Raw genomic sequence first — 14,460 nt, 5'->3', positions numbered from 1 at the left:
GTACCCCTCCTCCCAAGATGAAGATCGTCGCCCGCTCGCAACGCTCACACATTCGAGGAGGAGCTCCTGTGGCCAGCACCAGCACCATGCGCGCCGTGGACCTCAACGCTTACGGAGGCCCCGAGGTCCTGGAACTCGTCGAGGTCGCCAGACCGGAACCCCGCGCCGGCGAAGTGCTCGTACGGATCAGCGCCGCCGGGGTCAACCCGGCCGACTGGCGCATCCGTTCGGGCGAGGTGCGCCGGTTCGGTGAGCCGCCGTTCACGCTCGGCCTGGACCTCAGCGGCACCGTCGAGGCGGTCGGCTCGAACGTCTCCCGGTTCCGGCGGGGCGACCGCGTCTTCGGGGTCGCCTTTCCGCCTCACGGCTCGTACGCCGAGTACGCCGCGGTGCCCGAAAGCTCCCTCGCCGCCGCCCCGGCCGCTCTCGACCTCGCGCACGCCGCGGCGCTGCCCGTCACGGGACTCACCGCATGGCAGGCCCTCGTACGCACCGCCGGGGTCCGCGAGGGACAGCGTGTCCTCGTCCACGCCGCTGCCGGGGGTATAGGCCACCTCGCCGTCCAGATCGCCAAGGCGCACGGCGCGTACGTCGTCGGCACCGCCCGCTCCGCGCACCACGCCTTCCTGCACGATCTCGGCATCGACGAAGTCGCGGACTACACGGCCACCGACTTCACGCAGGAGGTGCGCGGCATCGACATCGTGATCGACCCCATCAGCGGGGACCACGGCCTGCGTTCACTGCAAGTGCTGGCGCCCGGCGGCATCCTCGTGGACGTACGGGGCACCGGGCCGGACCGCACCGAACTCCGCGAGCGCGCCCAGGCAACCGGCCTGCGCCTGGTGGAACTCGGCTTCACCCCGTCGGGCACCGACCTGGAGGACATCGCCGCCCTGGTGGACCGGCACGCCCTGAGGGTCGCCGTCGAACAGGTCCTGCCGCTCGAAGCCGCCGCCCGGGCCCACGAATCCAGCGAGTCCGGCCGGACTCGGGGCAAGATCGTCCTGACAATGGCATCGACCGGCACCGGCCGCGAAGAGCCCGAACCGGCATCGGTATCCGCATCGGCATCGGCATCGGGAAGGTCCGAGCCCTCCCGCCCGGCGCCGAAGCAGGAGTGGCTGCGGCGGATGGACGCCCTGTGGGCCGAGTTCGACAGCTACGACCGCGACGACTTCGTGGCCGCCGTACGCGCACTGGTCGACGAGCGTCCCCCGGGCGACGCCCTCGCCTCGTACTGGATGGGTTCGGCCTACGACTCGACCGGATACGAGCGAGAAGCCGCACCGCACTACCGTGACGCCTTCGCAGCGGGCCTGCCGGACGACCTGCGCCGCCCCGCAACGATCCAATTCGCCAGCACCCTGCGCAACTTGGGCGAACTCAAAGAGAGCACCGCCCTGCTCACCGCCGAGCGCACCAGGGGCTCCGACGAACTCGACGACGCCCTCACCGCTTTCCTGGCCCTGGCCCTGGTGGACTCAGGACGCGAACGCGAAGCCGTCTCCCTCGCACTCAGCGCCCTCGCCCCCCACCTGACGCGCTACAACCGCTCCCTGAGCAACTACGCACGGGCATTGCTGGAGGATTAGCGTTCCCAGCCCTCTACGGGGCCGGGCTCGGTCGGCGGCACCACTCCCTGGATATGCGCTCGAGCGGGATCGGCGCTCCTGCCATGATTCCGATCATGGGAAACACGCAGGCATACCCCGTTCTGAGGACGACAGAACTGCCCGAGGCGCTCGCTCTGGCGCAGGAGCTCCTCATGGTCGCTTCCTCGTACGTGTCAGCGGCCTGCTACCTGGAGGCGTGGGCACGGACGGAAACTGATCTGGAGCGACTGACCGCACTCTTCCCGGATGCGCGCTTCCAGTCCTACGGCAAGGGCGGCAGCAAGATTCCCATCTCGGTGAACATGGGCCTGAGTACCTTCGGGCAGGCAGCGGAGGCCCTTCGGGCCGGCGTGGACATCTGCCCGCTCTACGTGCTCTGGCACAACATGACATGGCCTCGTGTACCCGAGCTGGGTCTCGAAGAGGAACACAAGTACGCCGAGCTGGAGATCGCTTGTAGCAGCCACGACATCTACTGCGAGACTCCCGCCCGCGAGCACACCGTGTTCATCCACTCGCGCCACGGAGACGACGGGCGCGTCGCGTGGCTGGCGTCAAAGGTGGGAGCACGCATCGTCGGACCGGCACAGGACGGGTGGTAGCAGTCGCGCGGTCAGCGTGCCTGTGACGGCACCCTGGGCTCCCCGGACCGCGCTCTGTTCGTCGGTGGCTCAGGGGCGCTAGGGCCAGCTGTAGTTCGACTGAGGAATTCGCCCAGCCCTCACCCGGCCGCTCTGGACACTCGCGTATGCCGTTGAGCGTCTGCGCCATGTTCGGGCGGGGGGTTTCGCGGTGGGATGAGTGCGTCACCAGGTGCGGCGGGGGCCTTGTCCAGTACGGCGCCCCCGCGCCCCGGTGGCCGCGATCGAGCAACGCGCCGGACGCGTATGGCCGGTCAGACTGTCAATGCCACCCGGAGGGCTTCATGAGTCACGCACCGATGTCCCGCAGTACTTGCCCGCCCGCCGACGTGGCCGGCGGGGCGTCGGCCGGTCGGCCGGCCGCGAAACTCCGCTCTCGCAAGGCCCCCGCACCGGACACGCACGACTCCCGGGACCGGCTGACGGGAATACTTCTGGGCGCTGCCGCCCTGACGATGGGTCTGATGGCGGGTCTCTTCTTCGCCTTCGACGTCTCCGTGATGCCGGGCCTCGGCAAGGCGGATGACCGTACGTACGCCACCGCCATGCAGAACTTCAACTCCGTCATCGACGGCAGCGGCCTGTTCGCGTTGGTCTTCATCGGCGCGCTGGCCGTCACCACGTGGGTTGCGGTCCGCGCTTTCCGCAAGGGGCGGCGCACGATGGGGTGGTGGCTCCTGGCCGCCGCGCTCTGCTACCTGGCCGTACTGCTGTTGACCATGGGGATCAACATCCCTCTCAACAACAAGCTGGCCGACCTGGGCCACCCGGGCCCCTCCACCGACTACTCGGTGATCGAGGACTTCAAGGGAACCTGGGAGACCGCCAACATCTTCCGTACTCTCCTGTGCCTCGCGGCCCTGGGCGGCATCGTACGTGCACTGGTGCTCCACGGTCGCGCCACACCCCAGCCCGGCAACGGGTGAGAACTCCAGGCCCGCACTGGCCATTGCCTGCGGCGGGGCCGCCGCGGTCCTCCCGCGGCGGCCCCGCCCGTGGCCGCCTCCTCGGCGGGGCCGTCATACCCGTGGTCCAGCCGCCGCGCAGGGAGCCGGCCACGGTCCAGAGGGGCGCGACGGCTACCGGCCGCTGGAACAAGCACCTCGCGGCAGACGCCGACCAGTCAGACGCTGCCGCGCCACGCGCCGGTCGCGGCGCCGCGGTCCTCGATGAAGTGCTTGAAGCGCTGCAGATCACCCTTGACCTGGCGGTCGATGAAACCGAACTTGTCGCCGACACTCTCCGCCATACCCTCGGGGTCGAAGTCCATCATCAGCGTCACCTCGGTATGGACCGGGTCGATCGGCCGGAAGGTGACCAGCCCGGACTGCTCGGTCTCCCCTCCCACCGTCACCCACGCGACCTTCTCGTCGGGGATCTGCTCGGTGATCTCCGCGTCGAACTCCCGCTCCACCCCGGCGATCTTCGTCACCCAGTGCGTCAGTGTGTCCGTACGCTGCTCGATCCGCTCGACACCCTCCATGAACTGCGGATACGACTCGAACTGGGTCCACTGGTTGTAGGCCGTCGTCACCGGCACATCAACCTCGATCGATTGCTTCACCTGCGACATCAGGAACATCCCTTCACGACTCGGGTCACCCCCGGCAGCTGCCGACGGACGCGGACATACCTTCCCCTGCCGCCGCGCCTGCCCCGCCGGGCCGTGCCGACACCACCCGCCCGGGCGGGGACGCCAGGCGTGTACGCGGCAACCGGCCCAAGCCCGACGCCGCGGTCGCGGATGCCCCGGCATCGGTCTATGTGCTGGTGAGGAGCTGCGGTGACACCTCCTTGAGCATGGTGTTGGTCCAGCGCATCTGGCGGAGGGTCTGCGGGTGGCAGGACGTGGCCAGGCCGAGGAGCCGCTCGTCCCGGGTCGCCTGCGCGGCTTGGGCGAGCATCTCCCAGTACAGGGAGTTGCTCGCCGCCGCCAGGTGCAGGTGGCGCAGATCGTGCAGCAGGAGCAGACCCGGCTCGGGTCGCCCGCCGAGCGCTTCGGTGCCCTTCTCCCGCAGGGCGCCGAGCGCCGCGGGTGACGGGTCGTCAGGTGGCGCGGACAGCTCCAGGCCGTGGTGGCGGGCGACGTCGGCGAGACGTGCGGCGTGCTCGTGCGACCAGCGTGCGACATCGGTGGCGACGTGGTGGAACTCATGGTCGGTACGGTGGCGGTCGGCGGCGGCCAGCAGCTCTCGCTCCAGGTCGCGTTCGCCGTGGTGCAGAGCGCGCAGCGTCACGGTGATGCCCGTCATGACCTGCCTCTCGTCGCCTCGTCGCTCTGGGGCCCGCCGGGGGTGTCATCGCGGGTGACGCGGGCCGCGGCCGTCTTGAACATGGGCTGTTTGGAGACCGGGTCCCAGTCGCTGATGGTCGTCTCATTGGCCGCCCGTCCGGCTCCGTCTTCGGCCGGCCGGTACCCGCCCGGTGTGTCCCAGTAGCCGTAGTGGAAGGGCATGAACACCATCCCCTCGCGCATCCCGGTGGTGCGCAGCCGGGCACGTACCGCCCCGCGCGCGGTGCTGACCCGCACCATGTCACCGTCGGACAGCCCCAGGTCGGCGGCTTGGGCGGGTGACATCTCGGCCCATACGTCGGGGGCGGCGGCGTTCAGTTCGCGGACGCGTCCGGTCTTGGTGCGGGTGTGGAAGTGGTAGACAGTGCGACCGGTGATCAGCTGGAGAGGGAAGTCGGCGGAGGTTCCCTCGTGGGGCGGCAGGTACTCGGCTGCTTTGAGGACCGCCTTGCCGTCCGGATTGAGGGACCGGTATTCGACGGGATCGACCGAAGCCCCGGTCACCAGATCCTTCCCGTAGGTCTCGCAGATGTCGGCAGCGGCGAAGGTGATCCCGTCGGTGTACAGGCGGGCGGTGCCGTGGGGGGCCTGCTCCGTGCACGGCCATTGGATGCCGCTGCCTTCGCGCAACTTCGCGTAGCTGAGGCCGGTGTAGTCACAGGGGCGCCCGGCGCTGCACCGCTGCCAGGCGGCGAACGCCGATTCCGGGTCGCGCCAGGTGATCAGGGGCTCGCCGTCCTTGTCGCGGAAGTCCATGCGGGCGGCGTAGTCGAGGAAGATGTCCAGGTCGGTGCGGGCTTCGCCGGGTGGCTCGACCGCCTTCTCCGACAGGTGAACGGTGCGGTCGGCGTTGGTGAGGGTGCCCGTCTTCTCCCCCCATGTCGCGGCGGGCAGGACCACGTCGGCCAGCTGGGCCGTCTCGGTGAGGAAGAGATCCTGCACCACGACGAACAGCCGCTCCTGGGAAAGGATCGAGCGGATACGGGAGAGCTCCGGCAGGGATACCGCCGGGTTCGTGCCGCTGATCCACAGCATCCGCAGCGAGCCCTGCTCGGCGTAGCGGAACATCTGCATGGCGTGGGTGGGCGGTGCGTAGTGCGGGATGCGGTCCGGGGTGACGTTCCAGATCCGTGCGAGGTCGGCGACGTGCTTGTCGTTCTCCCAGTTGCGAAAGCCCGGCAGGTCGCCGTTGGCGCCGCATTCTCGGGTGTTCTCCGCGCTGGGCTGACCGTTCATCTGCAACAGCCCGCGACCGGGTCGGCCGAGCATGCCACGGATCAGATGGAGGTTGTTGACCTGGACGGCGGCCGCGGTGGCCTGGTGGGACTGATACACACCCTGCAGGACGGTCGAGGTCAAACGCTGGGCGCCACCGATGATTTCGGCGGCGTGCTCGATGGCCGCGGCGGGTACGTCACAGATCCCGGCGGCCCACTGGGGTGTGCACGGTTTCACCCGTGCGGCGAGTTCCTCGAAGCCGACGGTGTGGGCGTCGATGTAGTCGCGGTCGATCCGGCCGGTGCGGATGACCTCGTGCAGCAGTGCGTTGAGGAGGGCGACGTTCGTGCCCGAGCGCGGCCCGAGGTGGACCTCGGCGCGCTGGGCCACCGGCGTGCGGCGCGGGTCCACGCACACCAGCCGCGGCGGTGTGGCCCCGGCGAGGCGGTCCAGGACGCGCATCCACAGTACGGTCTGCGTCTCGGCCATGTTGTGGCCGAACAGAGCCAACACGTCGGCGTGGTCGATGTCCTCGTACGATCCAGGCTGGCCGTCGCAGCCGAAGGTCTCCTTCAGGGCCTCGGCGGCGGTTGCGGTGCACAGGCGGGTGTTGCCGTCGAGATGGTTGGTGCCGATGCCGGCGCGGGCGAGCACGGTGAGGGTGTAGTACTCCTCCAGGAACAGCTGCCCGGTGGTGTAGAAGCCGATGGATCCGGGCCCTTGGTGCTCCAGCAGTTCCTTGGAGCGGGTCACGATCCGCCCCATCGCCGTCTCCCAGTCGCACTCCACCAGGCGCCCGCCGTCGCGTACGAGCGGGCGGGTGAGCCGGTCGGGGGCGTGGTTGGCCTGCCAGCCGTACAAGTCCTTGGGCCCGAGCCGGCCACGGTTGACGCGGTCGGTGGTGCGGCCCCGTACCCCCACGATGCGGCCCTCGCGTACGGCGATGTCCATGGCGTCGCCGTTGGAGTGCAGCAAGGAGGCGGACTGCACCCACCGGTCCACGTCCTGCTCGCTGAGTCCGGGAGCGAGGTGGGAGTCGGTACGGTCCGGCCAGGGGGTGCCCGGTGCGTAGGGGGTACGCGGGCCCCACGGGTTGTCGATGCGCTCGGGGCGGGTGGTCACGGGCACACCTCCACAGACAGATCCGTCACGGGCGCGCGGGCGCCCTCGTCCGCCGCGTCCCGCATCCCCACTCTTGCAGCGCGCAAGAGAATCTGCGCGCGCTCATCGCCCCACACGGAGCCGTTCCAGCTAATACGAGCGAGCGCCCGCGCCGGAACGAGAACAGGTTCCTGGAGCGCGGTGTATTGGCCGGGCCGACGGCTGTCACTCGTCGGCAGGTGGGGTCGTCGCGGAGTTCGTGAGGGTGTCGAGCTGGGCGGCGAGGTCGGGGTGGGTGCCGGTCAGGTGGGGGCGGGTGGCGTTGAGGGGGTGGATGAGGTCGGCGGGGTTGTCGTGGGCGAGGGCCGCGTGAAGTTCGCTGAGCGAGTGACGGGTGGCGGTGGGGAGGTCGGTGAGCGCGGTGATCTGGCCGGCGATGCGGCGCAGGTCGGCCGCGTTGCGGCGGGCCCAGGTGGCGGCGGTGCGTTCGGCGGCGCGGCGGTCGCGGGTGGCCTGGACGCGTTGTTCGCCGGTGGTTCCGGCGGGGCCGGGCCGGTTGCGCAGGTATCGGCGTTCGGCGGCCTGGCGGCTGGCGACGCCGAGGGGGTGAGCGAGGTCGGCCCAGCTGGCGCCCGCGTCGCGGGCCGTTTCGATCAGCCCCGTCTCCCATGCGGCGAGCTGCTCGCGGACCTGCCGCAGGAGCAGCAGCGAGGCCAGGGCCTGCTCCGGTCCGGGGCCGGCGTCAGCGGCGCCGGAGCTCTCTTCCCGGGCCGCGCACAGAGCGTCGTCTATGGCTTCCAGGGCCGCCGCGGCGGCGAGGAACGAAGCCGGGCGGCCGCCGTCGGCGCTGGACGAGGCCTGCTCTTCGGCTGCTGTCACGGGCACCTCCCTCAGGATGTCATCGTCTGGACGACACGGGGTTTGTCATCCATTGGATGACATGTTACAACGGTTTCAGTGAAGCGCATTGGCAGCAACTGCCCGAACCTGCTGGAGGTGTTTTCACGATGTTGATGCGCACCGACCCGTTCCGCGAGCTCGACCGGCTGGCTCAGCAGCTGGTGGGCCCGAGCACCTGGTCACGGCCGTCCCCCATGCCGATGGACGCGTACCGCGAGGGTGACGAGTACGTGGTGGCGTTCGACCTCCCCGGCGTCAGCGCGGACGCGATCGACATCGACGTCGAACGGAACATGCTGACCGTCAAGGCCGAGCGCCGTCCCGTGGCGAAGTCCGACGACGTACAGATGGAGCTGTCGGAACGGCCTCTGGGCGTGTTCTCCCGCCAGATCGTGCTGGCCGACACGCTGGACACCGAGCACATCAAGGCCGACTACGACGCCGGGGTGCTCACCCTGCGCATCCCGATCGCCGAACGCGCCAAGCCTCGTAAGATCGCCATCGGCGTCGGATCCGGCCACAGGGAGATCTCCGGCTGAGCCGGGCGGCGACGACCGGCCCTACCAGCGGCGGAGGACGGGTAACTGATCTCCCCCCTCTCCCGTCCTCCGCACCCCATGGACCGAGGAAGGGTGGCGGCAGAGGTGACCGTGCGATGGGAAGCGTTCCTCGACCAGGTGAAGGAGCGCGGTGAATACGGCAGTCGGCAGGAAGCCGAGCGCGCGGCCCGTGTGGTGATCGCCCTGCTGGGCGCCCATCTGGTCGGCGAGGTGCGGACCCGGCTCGCGGCCCGTCTGCCGGAAGGCTTCGCCCTGATCCTCCTCAACCCCCTGCAGAGCGCCGAACCGCTGTCACCGGAGCGGTTCGTACGGGCGACGGCGGCCTGGATCGAAGGGGCCACCGAGCAGACCGCCGCCTGGGACGTGAGCGCCGTTCTCAGCACGGCGGCCGATGCGGCCGGCGACGAGCTGCTCCACCAGATCCTGCTCCAACTCCCCGCGGGCTACGACCTCCTCTTCGGTCGCCCCCAGCCCGCCTGACCAACCAACCCCGGTGCCCGCACGGCACCGGCACCACGACTTCGGCGACAGAAAGGCACCCACCGCAGTGATCTCCGACCCGCGTACACCGCTGCAGCCGCTGCACGTCACGACGTACGAGCAACTGCTGGAGAAGGTCCGCTACGAAGGCGCCTACCCCACCCGGGAGCGGGCCGAGGAAGCCGTCCGGCTGGTCCTCGCGGGGTTGGGACGTCAGCTGACGGGCGACGAACGCGTCGAACTCGCCGCTTGCCTCCCCTTCGAAGCAGCACGCGTCCTCACCGCGCAGATCCCCGACCCCCAGCCCTTGACCGGCTGGGCCTTCGTCAAGGACCTCGCCGCCCGCACCGACGCCTCCCTGGCCACCACCCGATGGGACACCGGAGCCGTCTTCTCCGCCGTGGCCACCCTGGCCGGCCCGGAGCTCCTCACCCGCATCCTGCACCAACTCCCCTCCGGCCACGCGCTGTTGTTCGGCCGCGCCGAGCTCACTGCCGCCGCGTAGAGGGGTGATGCCCCTTCCGTGTCGGGCGAGTTGGAGGCGCCGGACCACAGGCCGGCAGGGGCAGGTAGGCAGGCCCGCAGGACAAACACGCAGCTCAGTCGTCGTCCAAACGGGACAGCGCTTCGGTGATCAGGCGCGTGGCGAAGTCCGGGTCCTCGGTGACGCGATTGATGTACTCCGCGAGCAGAAGAGCGGTGGCCTCCAGGGCGGTCATCTCCTCCTCGGTCCAGTCTCCGTACTGCTTGCGCCACAGGGTGGGGCTCAGACCGGTGCCTGCCGCGATGACCAGGCCGGCCATGGTGGGGATGGCCTCGGGGCGGACGCTCTTGGGCATCATGCGCATCGAGCCCACGAGGTTCGGCACCACGTACTCAAGGACGTCCTTGCCGTGTTCCTCGTGGGCCTGCCGCAGCCACGTCATGAACATGTAGATGAGGGTGCCGGCGCCGTCCAGTAGGTCATTGGCCTGTTTGGTGTCCATGGACGCGGTGAAGTTGTTGATCAGCTCCTGCTGTTCGGGGTCCGGCTCGGCCCTGCTGCCGTGGATCTCTTTGAGCCGAGAGTCGATCACCATCAGCGCCGCACCCACGTCGCCGGCGGGAGCATGCTGGGGGCCAAAGCGTGATGACACAGGGTGCCTCCTCAAGTGGCTGCGACGGGCAGCACGCGGGGGTCTGTACGATAGTCGACCGATGAGTCGGGGATCTGGCGAATCCGTCCTCTCGACGGGACGATGCCCGCTCCTGCTTCGACTGTCCTGCGGCCCCCGCGGTCCCCCGCGTGGGCCCCTCGCCATACACCTAGCGCGACTTGACTGCGTCGCGTGGAGATCACCAGGTGAGGTCGCCCGGATCGGTGACGCACCGAACGCTCGTCGCAGCCTGTTCTCAGCTCTGCGGGACGTCTTTGACGAACACGATCCCCTCACTGTCCGCCAAGTGGGCCGGGTCAAGCGGGGCGTAGCCGAACCAGGGAGATACGCGGGGCGCGGGCGGCGCTTCGGCGAGGGCGGTGGCCAGTCGCGGGGCGTCGATGAGGCGATGGTCCTCCGCGAGCGCGTACAGGAGTCCTTCGACGGTGTCCGGCGACGGGGCGTCCACTCCGTGGTGCCGCATCGTGCCGAGAGCCGTGGCCACGAAGGCGTACTCCTCGCCCAGTTGGGCGCTCACCAGTGCACCGGCGCTCCACCACTCCACCGGCCCCTGCCACATCCGCATGGCGCTCTTGCCTCGCTGGAGATGGCCGTTGTGGGCGTGGACCAGCGCCGGGCCCCGTTCGGCGACAGCGAGGAGGTTGTGCGCCATCATCAGATCCCGCAGCGCGCACAGGCGTGTCATGCGCGCCGGTGAGGTGTCGGCCATCCAGTGGTGGTAGCGCAGCAGGCCGGTCGCGGTACGCCCGTACAGCCGTGCCCGGTTCCAGTCGTCCCGCGAGGCCGCTGCGAGCAGGTGGGGTGTCTGCGCGTCGAGCAGTGCGACCAGATCGTCGGCGAGCAACCGCAGTTGGCCGGCCTCGGGCGTCTGTCCCACGGACTGGGACGGGTCCGTCATCGCGGCGCGGTTGGTCCACAACTCGTCGCTACCGAGCAGGCGGTCGAGCGTTTGCGCGCTGCAGGGGAGCAGGTCCGCGTCCACCCGGGCCGCGAGGCAGCCGTGGAGTGCGGTGAGGGCCTGCCGGGGGCTCGCGGCGTGGGTGATCTCCAGCGGGCCGTCGAAACCGGCGAAGCGGAGCCGCTCGGACGCGGGCCGACCGTCGTTGACGGCGCGCACATTGTAGGCGCGCATCCAGCGCACGAGTTCGCGGTTGGCCGCGAAGGTTCCCCAGCCGTGGCTGATTCCCTGCTCCATGACCTCGTCGAGGGTGCCCGAACCGGAGGTGACGTACTCGTCCACGAGCAGGCCCATCATGCAGTCGCTCTCGATCGCGATCGTCCGGTAGCCCTCCTGCTCGACGAGTTGCCGGAAGAGCTCGTTGCGCAGGTCGAGCAGCGCGTCCTCACCGTGGGCGGGCTCTCCCAGGGCGAGCAACTGGGGCCGGGCCGGGAGCAGTCGCATGAGGGCGGCCGCCTCGACGGCATGGGCGGTGTCCTTGATGTCAGTCGCCATGCCTTCAACGGTATCGTTGAACCTTCGGTTGAGACTTTGCCTCGATATTCTCAGCACTATGGGGAAAAACCTTCAAAGCGGGGAGCGACTCAGGCCGGTAGATCTGGCGCGGGAGCACGGCCTGTCCACGCAGGCGATCAGGAACTACGAGGAGGCCGGCATCCTTCCGGCCGCCGGTCGCACACCGCACGGCTACCGCACCTACACCTCGCTGCATGCGGGAGCCCTGCGCGCGTTTCTCGCCCTGGTGCCCGGCCACGGCCACCGGACAGCGACGTCGATCATGCGGGCCGTGAACGAGGACGCGGCCGAGGCTGCGTTCCGCCTCATCGACGAGAGCCACGTCCAGCTCCTCGACGACCGCCGGACCCTCGAAGCCGTGGAGCGCGCCCTCCGTGACCTGGAGCCCGCCACGGCGCCCGAGCCCGGCGTGGGGCATGAGCCCGGTGCGGTGTCCGAATCCGGCGTCACGTTCATCGGGCCGCTGGCAGAAACGCTCGGCATCCGGCCCGCGACACTCCGCAAATGGGAGCGCACCGGGCTGGTGCGGCCGCGCCGCGACCCGTTGACCGGGTACCGCGTCTACGACGAGGCCGACGTACGGGATGCCCGGCTGGCCCACCAACTCAGGCGGGGCGGGTACCTGTTGGGGCAGATCGCCCCGCTGATCGTCCAAGTGCGGGCGGCCGGCGGGCTGGAGCCGCTGGAGGCCGCTCTGCACGACTGGCACGGTCGGCTGTCCGCCCGCGGACGTGCGATGCTCGCCGGGGCCGCAGAGCTGGAGGCGTACCTGCGCGAGCGTAGGCCAACCACGGCGGGAGTGGTGCCGCCACCCACGTCTCACCACTGACGCCGACGTGTGCGGTGTTCTGGCCACCGCCCCTGACGATGTCTACGGAGTCGCGGGCGGTGTTCTGGCCACCGCCCCTGACGATGTCTACGGAGTCGCGGTCAGGCAGAACTGCACGAGTCCGGAGTCCACGTCCAGGATGATCCGTTTCATCTCCGCCCACGGCGGCTGGAAGCTCGTGCCCCACTCGATGGTGAAGCCGAGGATCTTGCCCTTATGGGGGTCGACGATGTGCCGGGAGTAGGCGTAGTCGTCGCTGGTGCCGCTGGTCGGGTAGAGGTGGAAGGCCGACATCGGGTTGTAGGGACGGCCGCGTACGCCGTGCAGGCCCTTGCAGAACTGCTCGGCGAGGACGGCGTTGTCGTCGGCGTCGCCCTTGGCGATGAACTCCGCGTACGCCAGGTCGCCGGCCACCCCGCGCTTGCCGTCGAAGGCGGTGTTGCGGAAGTTCTTGGCCGGGTCGAGCGACTGGTTCTCGTCGTCGCCCCATACGAAGACCATGTCCTCGGAGTAGCTGTGCACATCGACGAACCAGCGGGTCCGCGGGAACGTGTCGAGCAGCCAGCGGACGTTGCGGGTCTCGGGCTCCGAGAAGGGGCTGGGTCCCTGGTACACCTGGACGTCGCCCGGGTCGTCGGAGACCTGGACGCCGGCTGTCGGGTCGAAGGCGGTGGCGAAGTCGAAGAGGAAGTCGTAGTTGCGGTTGATGTCGACGCCGATACGGGAAGGGTCGCCACCGGAGTTGGCGGGGTTGCGGTTCTTGCGCCACATCGCGTCGACGGTTTGGCTGTAGTGACGGCCGTCCGGGTTGACGAGCGGGAAGACGACGACGTCCAGGTGGTCGAGGAGGTGGCGTACCTGGGCGGCGGTGTAGGTCCTGGCGCCGTAGGCGAGCCCGCTGCCGTCGGCACCGGCCTCCAGGAGGTCGGCCGCGAGGTGTACGAGGATCTCGCAGCTGCCCCACTCGCGGGCGTGCACACCGCCGATGAGGACGACGCAGTCGCGGGTGCCGGCGGGGTCGTTGCCGATCCGCAGGGCGTGAGAGGCCCGGCCCTCCACGGACGGCTCGGGCAGGTCGATGAGGTCGCACGCGGACGGGAAGGCGGTGGCCAGGCTGGTCACGGCGGACTCGACCTCGGTGGTGTTCAAGTACGACATGGTGTCCCTCCTGGCTGCCTACTAGGCGTCCTTCACCTTGAGGGCGAGTCCGTGCGGGACCGCGTCGTCGGGGGCGAACCGGTCTCCCTCACCGACTTCGGCCTGGCGGGCGCGGCCGGTGGCCGCGGCGTCCTCGATGGTCGTGACCGACACGCCCTCGCGTTCGAGGGCTTCGGCCTGCTCGGGGGAGGCGTATGCCTCGATGCTGAACGTGCCGTCCTCGCCCCGGCGCGGGCGTCCCCCGACATCGGGACGGGCCTCGCGCAGGAGGGCGCGCAGGGTTTCGGCGTCCTTGGCCGTGACGCGGACGCGCAGGAGTTGACGAGCGGTGGACATGACGGCCTCTTCCGAGCGCCGTCCGGCCTCACATCAGCGGTGCCGACGACGCGTGGCTGACGTAAATAGATGTCCGCTGTATACCCCCGTGTCCCCAGGGTGCGCTCCAGCCGTAGAACGAGTCAAACGGAGCCTCGGGCAGCCCGCTCAGCAGCCCGTCGAGGCCGACGATCAAGCTGCGACTGAGCCTGGTCTACGTCAACATGGTCAACCCGGACCACCCCCACACCTCCACGGTGGCCTCCTGGCGCGCCGGGTCCGGCACGGGCAGCACCAACTCCTGCCTGCCCAACCGGGGTGTGCTGCCTCGTGGCACCTATCCCGTCAAGGCGTACTACCCGCACCACAACGGTGGGCTGCACGGCGTCAACGGCATCTCCTGGTACATCGGCGACAAGCGCTGCAAGCCGGGCGGCACCAACCGCACCGCTCTGTTCATCCACAGCGAGATGCTGCCCAGCGGCGGGCAGGGCTCCGCCGAGCCGTACCGCTGGAACGGCAACAGCGACTACAAGTCGAACGGTTGCATCAAGCTGAAGCCGTCCGACATCCGCGAGCTCCAGGGCTACCGGGCCAAGTTCCCGCGCCCGACCCAGCTGTACGTATCGTAAGAACCGGCACGGCGCGGGGAGCGTGCCAGGAGCCGCGCCGAGTTCCGGGGGCCGTCGCAGGACGTGAGCCGCGACGGCCCCCGGTC

Annotated in this window: 16 protein-coding genes; 8 read left to right on the top strand and 8 right to left on the bottom strand. The window is 69.7% G+C overall.

The features are described from left to right. The first annotated feature begins 68 nt into the window (after positions 1 to 68). The 3 genes from AB0G17_RS00485 to AB0G17_RS00475 all read left to right on the top strand — a co-directional run bounded on the left by AB0G17_RS00485 (position 69) and on the right by AB0G17_RS00475 (position 3,183). Positions 69 to 1,595 (top strand): tetratricopeptide repeat protein, encoded by a 1,527-nt coding sequence (locus tag AB0G17_RS00485; protein WP_361373936.1) that lies wholly within the window; start codon positions 69 to 71, stop codon positions 1,593 to 1,595. A gap of 95 nt (positions 1,596 to 1,690) precedes the next feature. Continuing rightward, positions 1,691 to 2,218, top strand: a complete 528-nt coding sequence (locus AB0G17_RS00480; RefSeq protein WP_361373934.1) for a hypothetical protein — start codon at positions 1,691 to 1,693, stop codon at positions 2,216 to 2,218. Between the two features lie 323 nt (positions 2,219 to 2,541). Beyond that, positions 2,542 to 3,183 (top strand): DUF1772 domain-containing protein, encoded by a 642-nt coding sequence (locus tag AB0G17_RS00475; RefSeq protein ID WP_361373932.1) that lies wholly within the window; start codon positions 2,542 to 2,544, stop codon positions 3,181 to 3,183. Positions 3,184 to 3,380: 197 nt separating this feature from the next. Here AB0G17_RS00475 and AB0G17_RS00470 read toward each other — a convergent pair whose 3' ends face one another. The 4 genes from AB0G17_RS00470 to AB0G17_RS00455 all read right to left on the bottom strand — a co-directional run bounded on the left by AB0G17_RS00470 (position 3,381) and on the right by AB0G17_RS00455 (position 7,748). Then, positions 3,381 to 3,830, bottom strand: a complete 450-nt coding sequence (locus tag AB0G17_RS00470) for an SRPBCC family protein (protein ID WP_361373930.1) — start codon at positions 3,828 to 3,830, stop codon at positions 3,381 to 3,383. A gap of 187 nt (positions 3,831 to 4,017) precedes the next feature. After that, positions 4,018 to 4,509, bottom strand: a complete 492-nt coding sequence (locus AB0G17_RS00465; protein WP_361373928.1) for a hypothetical protein — start codon at positions 4,507 to 4,509, stop codon at positions 4,018 to 4,020. After that, a complete protein-coding gene (locus tag AB0G17_RS00460; RefSeq protein ID WP_361373926.1) occupies positions 4,506 to 6,890 on the bottom strand; it encodes a nitrate reductase in 2,385 nt (794 codons plus the stop codon). The genes AB0G17_RS00465 and AB0G17_RS00460 overlap by 4 nt, the downstream gene beginning before the upstream one ends. A gap of 204 nt (positions 6,891 to 7,094) precedes the next feature. Next, positions 7,095 to 7,748, bottom strand: a complete 654-nt coding sequence (locus AB0G17_RS00455; RefSeq protein WP_361373924.1) for a type III effector protein — start codon at positions 7,746 to 7,748, stop codon at positions 7,095 to 7,097. 128 nt (positions 7,749 to 7,876) lie between these two features. Here AB0G17_RS00455 and AB0G17_RS00450 point away from each other — a divergent pair, with 128 nt between their 5' ends. The 3 genes from AB0G17_RS00450 to AB0G17_RS00440 all read left to right on the top strand — a co-directional run bounded on the left by AB0G17_RS00450 (position 7,877) and on the right by AB0G17_RS00440 (position 9,314). Next, a complete protein-coding gene (locus AB0G17_RS00450) occupies positions 7,877 to 8,308 on the top strand; it encodes an Hsp20/alpha crystallin family protein (protein WP_361373922.1) in 432 nt (143 codons plus the stop codon). A gap of 105 nt (positions 8,309 to 8,413) precedes the next feature. Beyond that, entirely contained in the window at positions 8,414 to 8,809 is a 396-nt protein-coding gene (locus tag AB0G17_RS00445; RefSeq protein WP_361373920.1) for a DUF2267 domain-containing protein, read from the top strand. 67 nt (positions 8,810 to 8,876) lie between these two features. After that, positions 8,877 to 9,314 carry a DUF2267 domain-containing protein gene (locus AB0G17_RS00440; RefSeq protein WP_361374559.1) on the top strand — a complete coding sequence of 146 codons (438 nt, stop codon included), beginning with the start codon at positions 8,877 to 8,879 and terminating at the stop codon, positions 9,312 to 9,314. 94 nt (positions 9,315 to 9,408) lie between these two features. On the opposite strand, the gene AB0G17_RS00435 is transcribed toward AB0G17_RS00440, so the two are convergent. Together AB0G17_RS00435 and AB0G17_RS00430 are read right to left on the bottom strand one after the other, a co-directional pair. Beyond that, the gene (locus AB0G17_RS00435; RefSeq protein WP_361373918.1) at positions 9,409 to 9,945 is read right to left on the bottom strand and encodes a hypothetical protein; all 537 of its coding nucleotides are present in this window, start codon (positions 9,943 to 9,945) and stop codon (positions 9,409 to 9,411) included. Positions 9,946 to 10,201: 256 nt separating this feature from the next. After that, entirely contained in the window at positions 10,202 to 11,419 is a 1,218-nt protein-coding gene (locus AB0G17_RS00430; protein WP_361373916.1) for an erythromycin esterase family protein, read from the bottom strand. Between the two features lie 58 nt (positions 11,420 to 11,477). Between AB0G17_RS00430 and AB0G17_RS00425 the strand changes: the two genes are divergently transcribed. Continuing rightward, positions 11,478 to 12,269 (top strand): TioE family transcriptional regulator, encoded by a 792-nt coding sequence (locus tag AB0G17_RS00425; RefSeq protein WP_361373914.1) that lies wholly within the window; start codon positions 11,478 to 11,480, stop codon positions 12,267 to 12,269. 87 nt (positions 12,270 to 12,356) lie between these two features. On the opposite strand, the gene AB0G17_RS00420 is transcribed toward AB0G17_RS00425, so the two are convergent. Both AB0G17_RS00420 and AB0G17_RS00415 read right to left on the bottom strand, forming a co-directional pair. Continuing rightward, the gene (locus tag AB0G17_RS00420; protein WP_361373912.1) at positions 12,357 to 13,427 is read right to left on the bottom strand and encodes a M14 family metallopeptidase; all 1,071 of its coding nucleotides are present in this window, start codon (positions 13,425 to 13,427) and stop codon (positions 12,357 to 12,359) included. 21 nt (positions 13,428 to 13,448) lie between these two features. Next, positions 13,449 to 13,763, bottom strand: coding sequence for a hypothetical protein (locus AB0G17_RS00415; RefSeq protein ID WP_361373910.1), 315 nt, complete (start codon positions 13,761 to 13,763; stop codon positions 13,449 to 13,451). Positions 13,764 to 13,966: 203 nt separating this feature from the next. Here AB0G17_RS00415 and AB0G17_RS00410 point away from each other — a divergent pair, with 203 nt between their 5' ends. Further along, entirely contained in the window at positions 13,967 to 14,374 is a 408-nt protein-coding gene (locus AB0G17_RS00410) for a L,D-transpeptidase family protein (protein ID WP_361373908.1), read from the top strand. Positions 14,375 to 14,460 lie beyond the last annotated feature (86 nt).

Origin of the sequence: Streptomyces sp. NPDC023838 (assembly GCF_040639555.1) — a bacterium.
Classification (GTDB): domain Bacteria; phylum Actinomycetota; class Actinomycetes; order Streptomycetales; family Streptomycetaceae; genus Streptomyces.
This window is presented reverse-complemented; position numbering and strand designations above follow the sequence as displayed.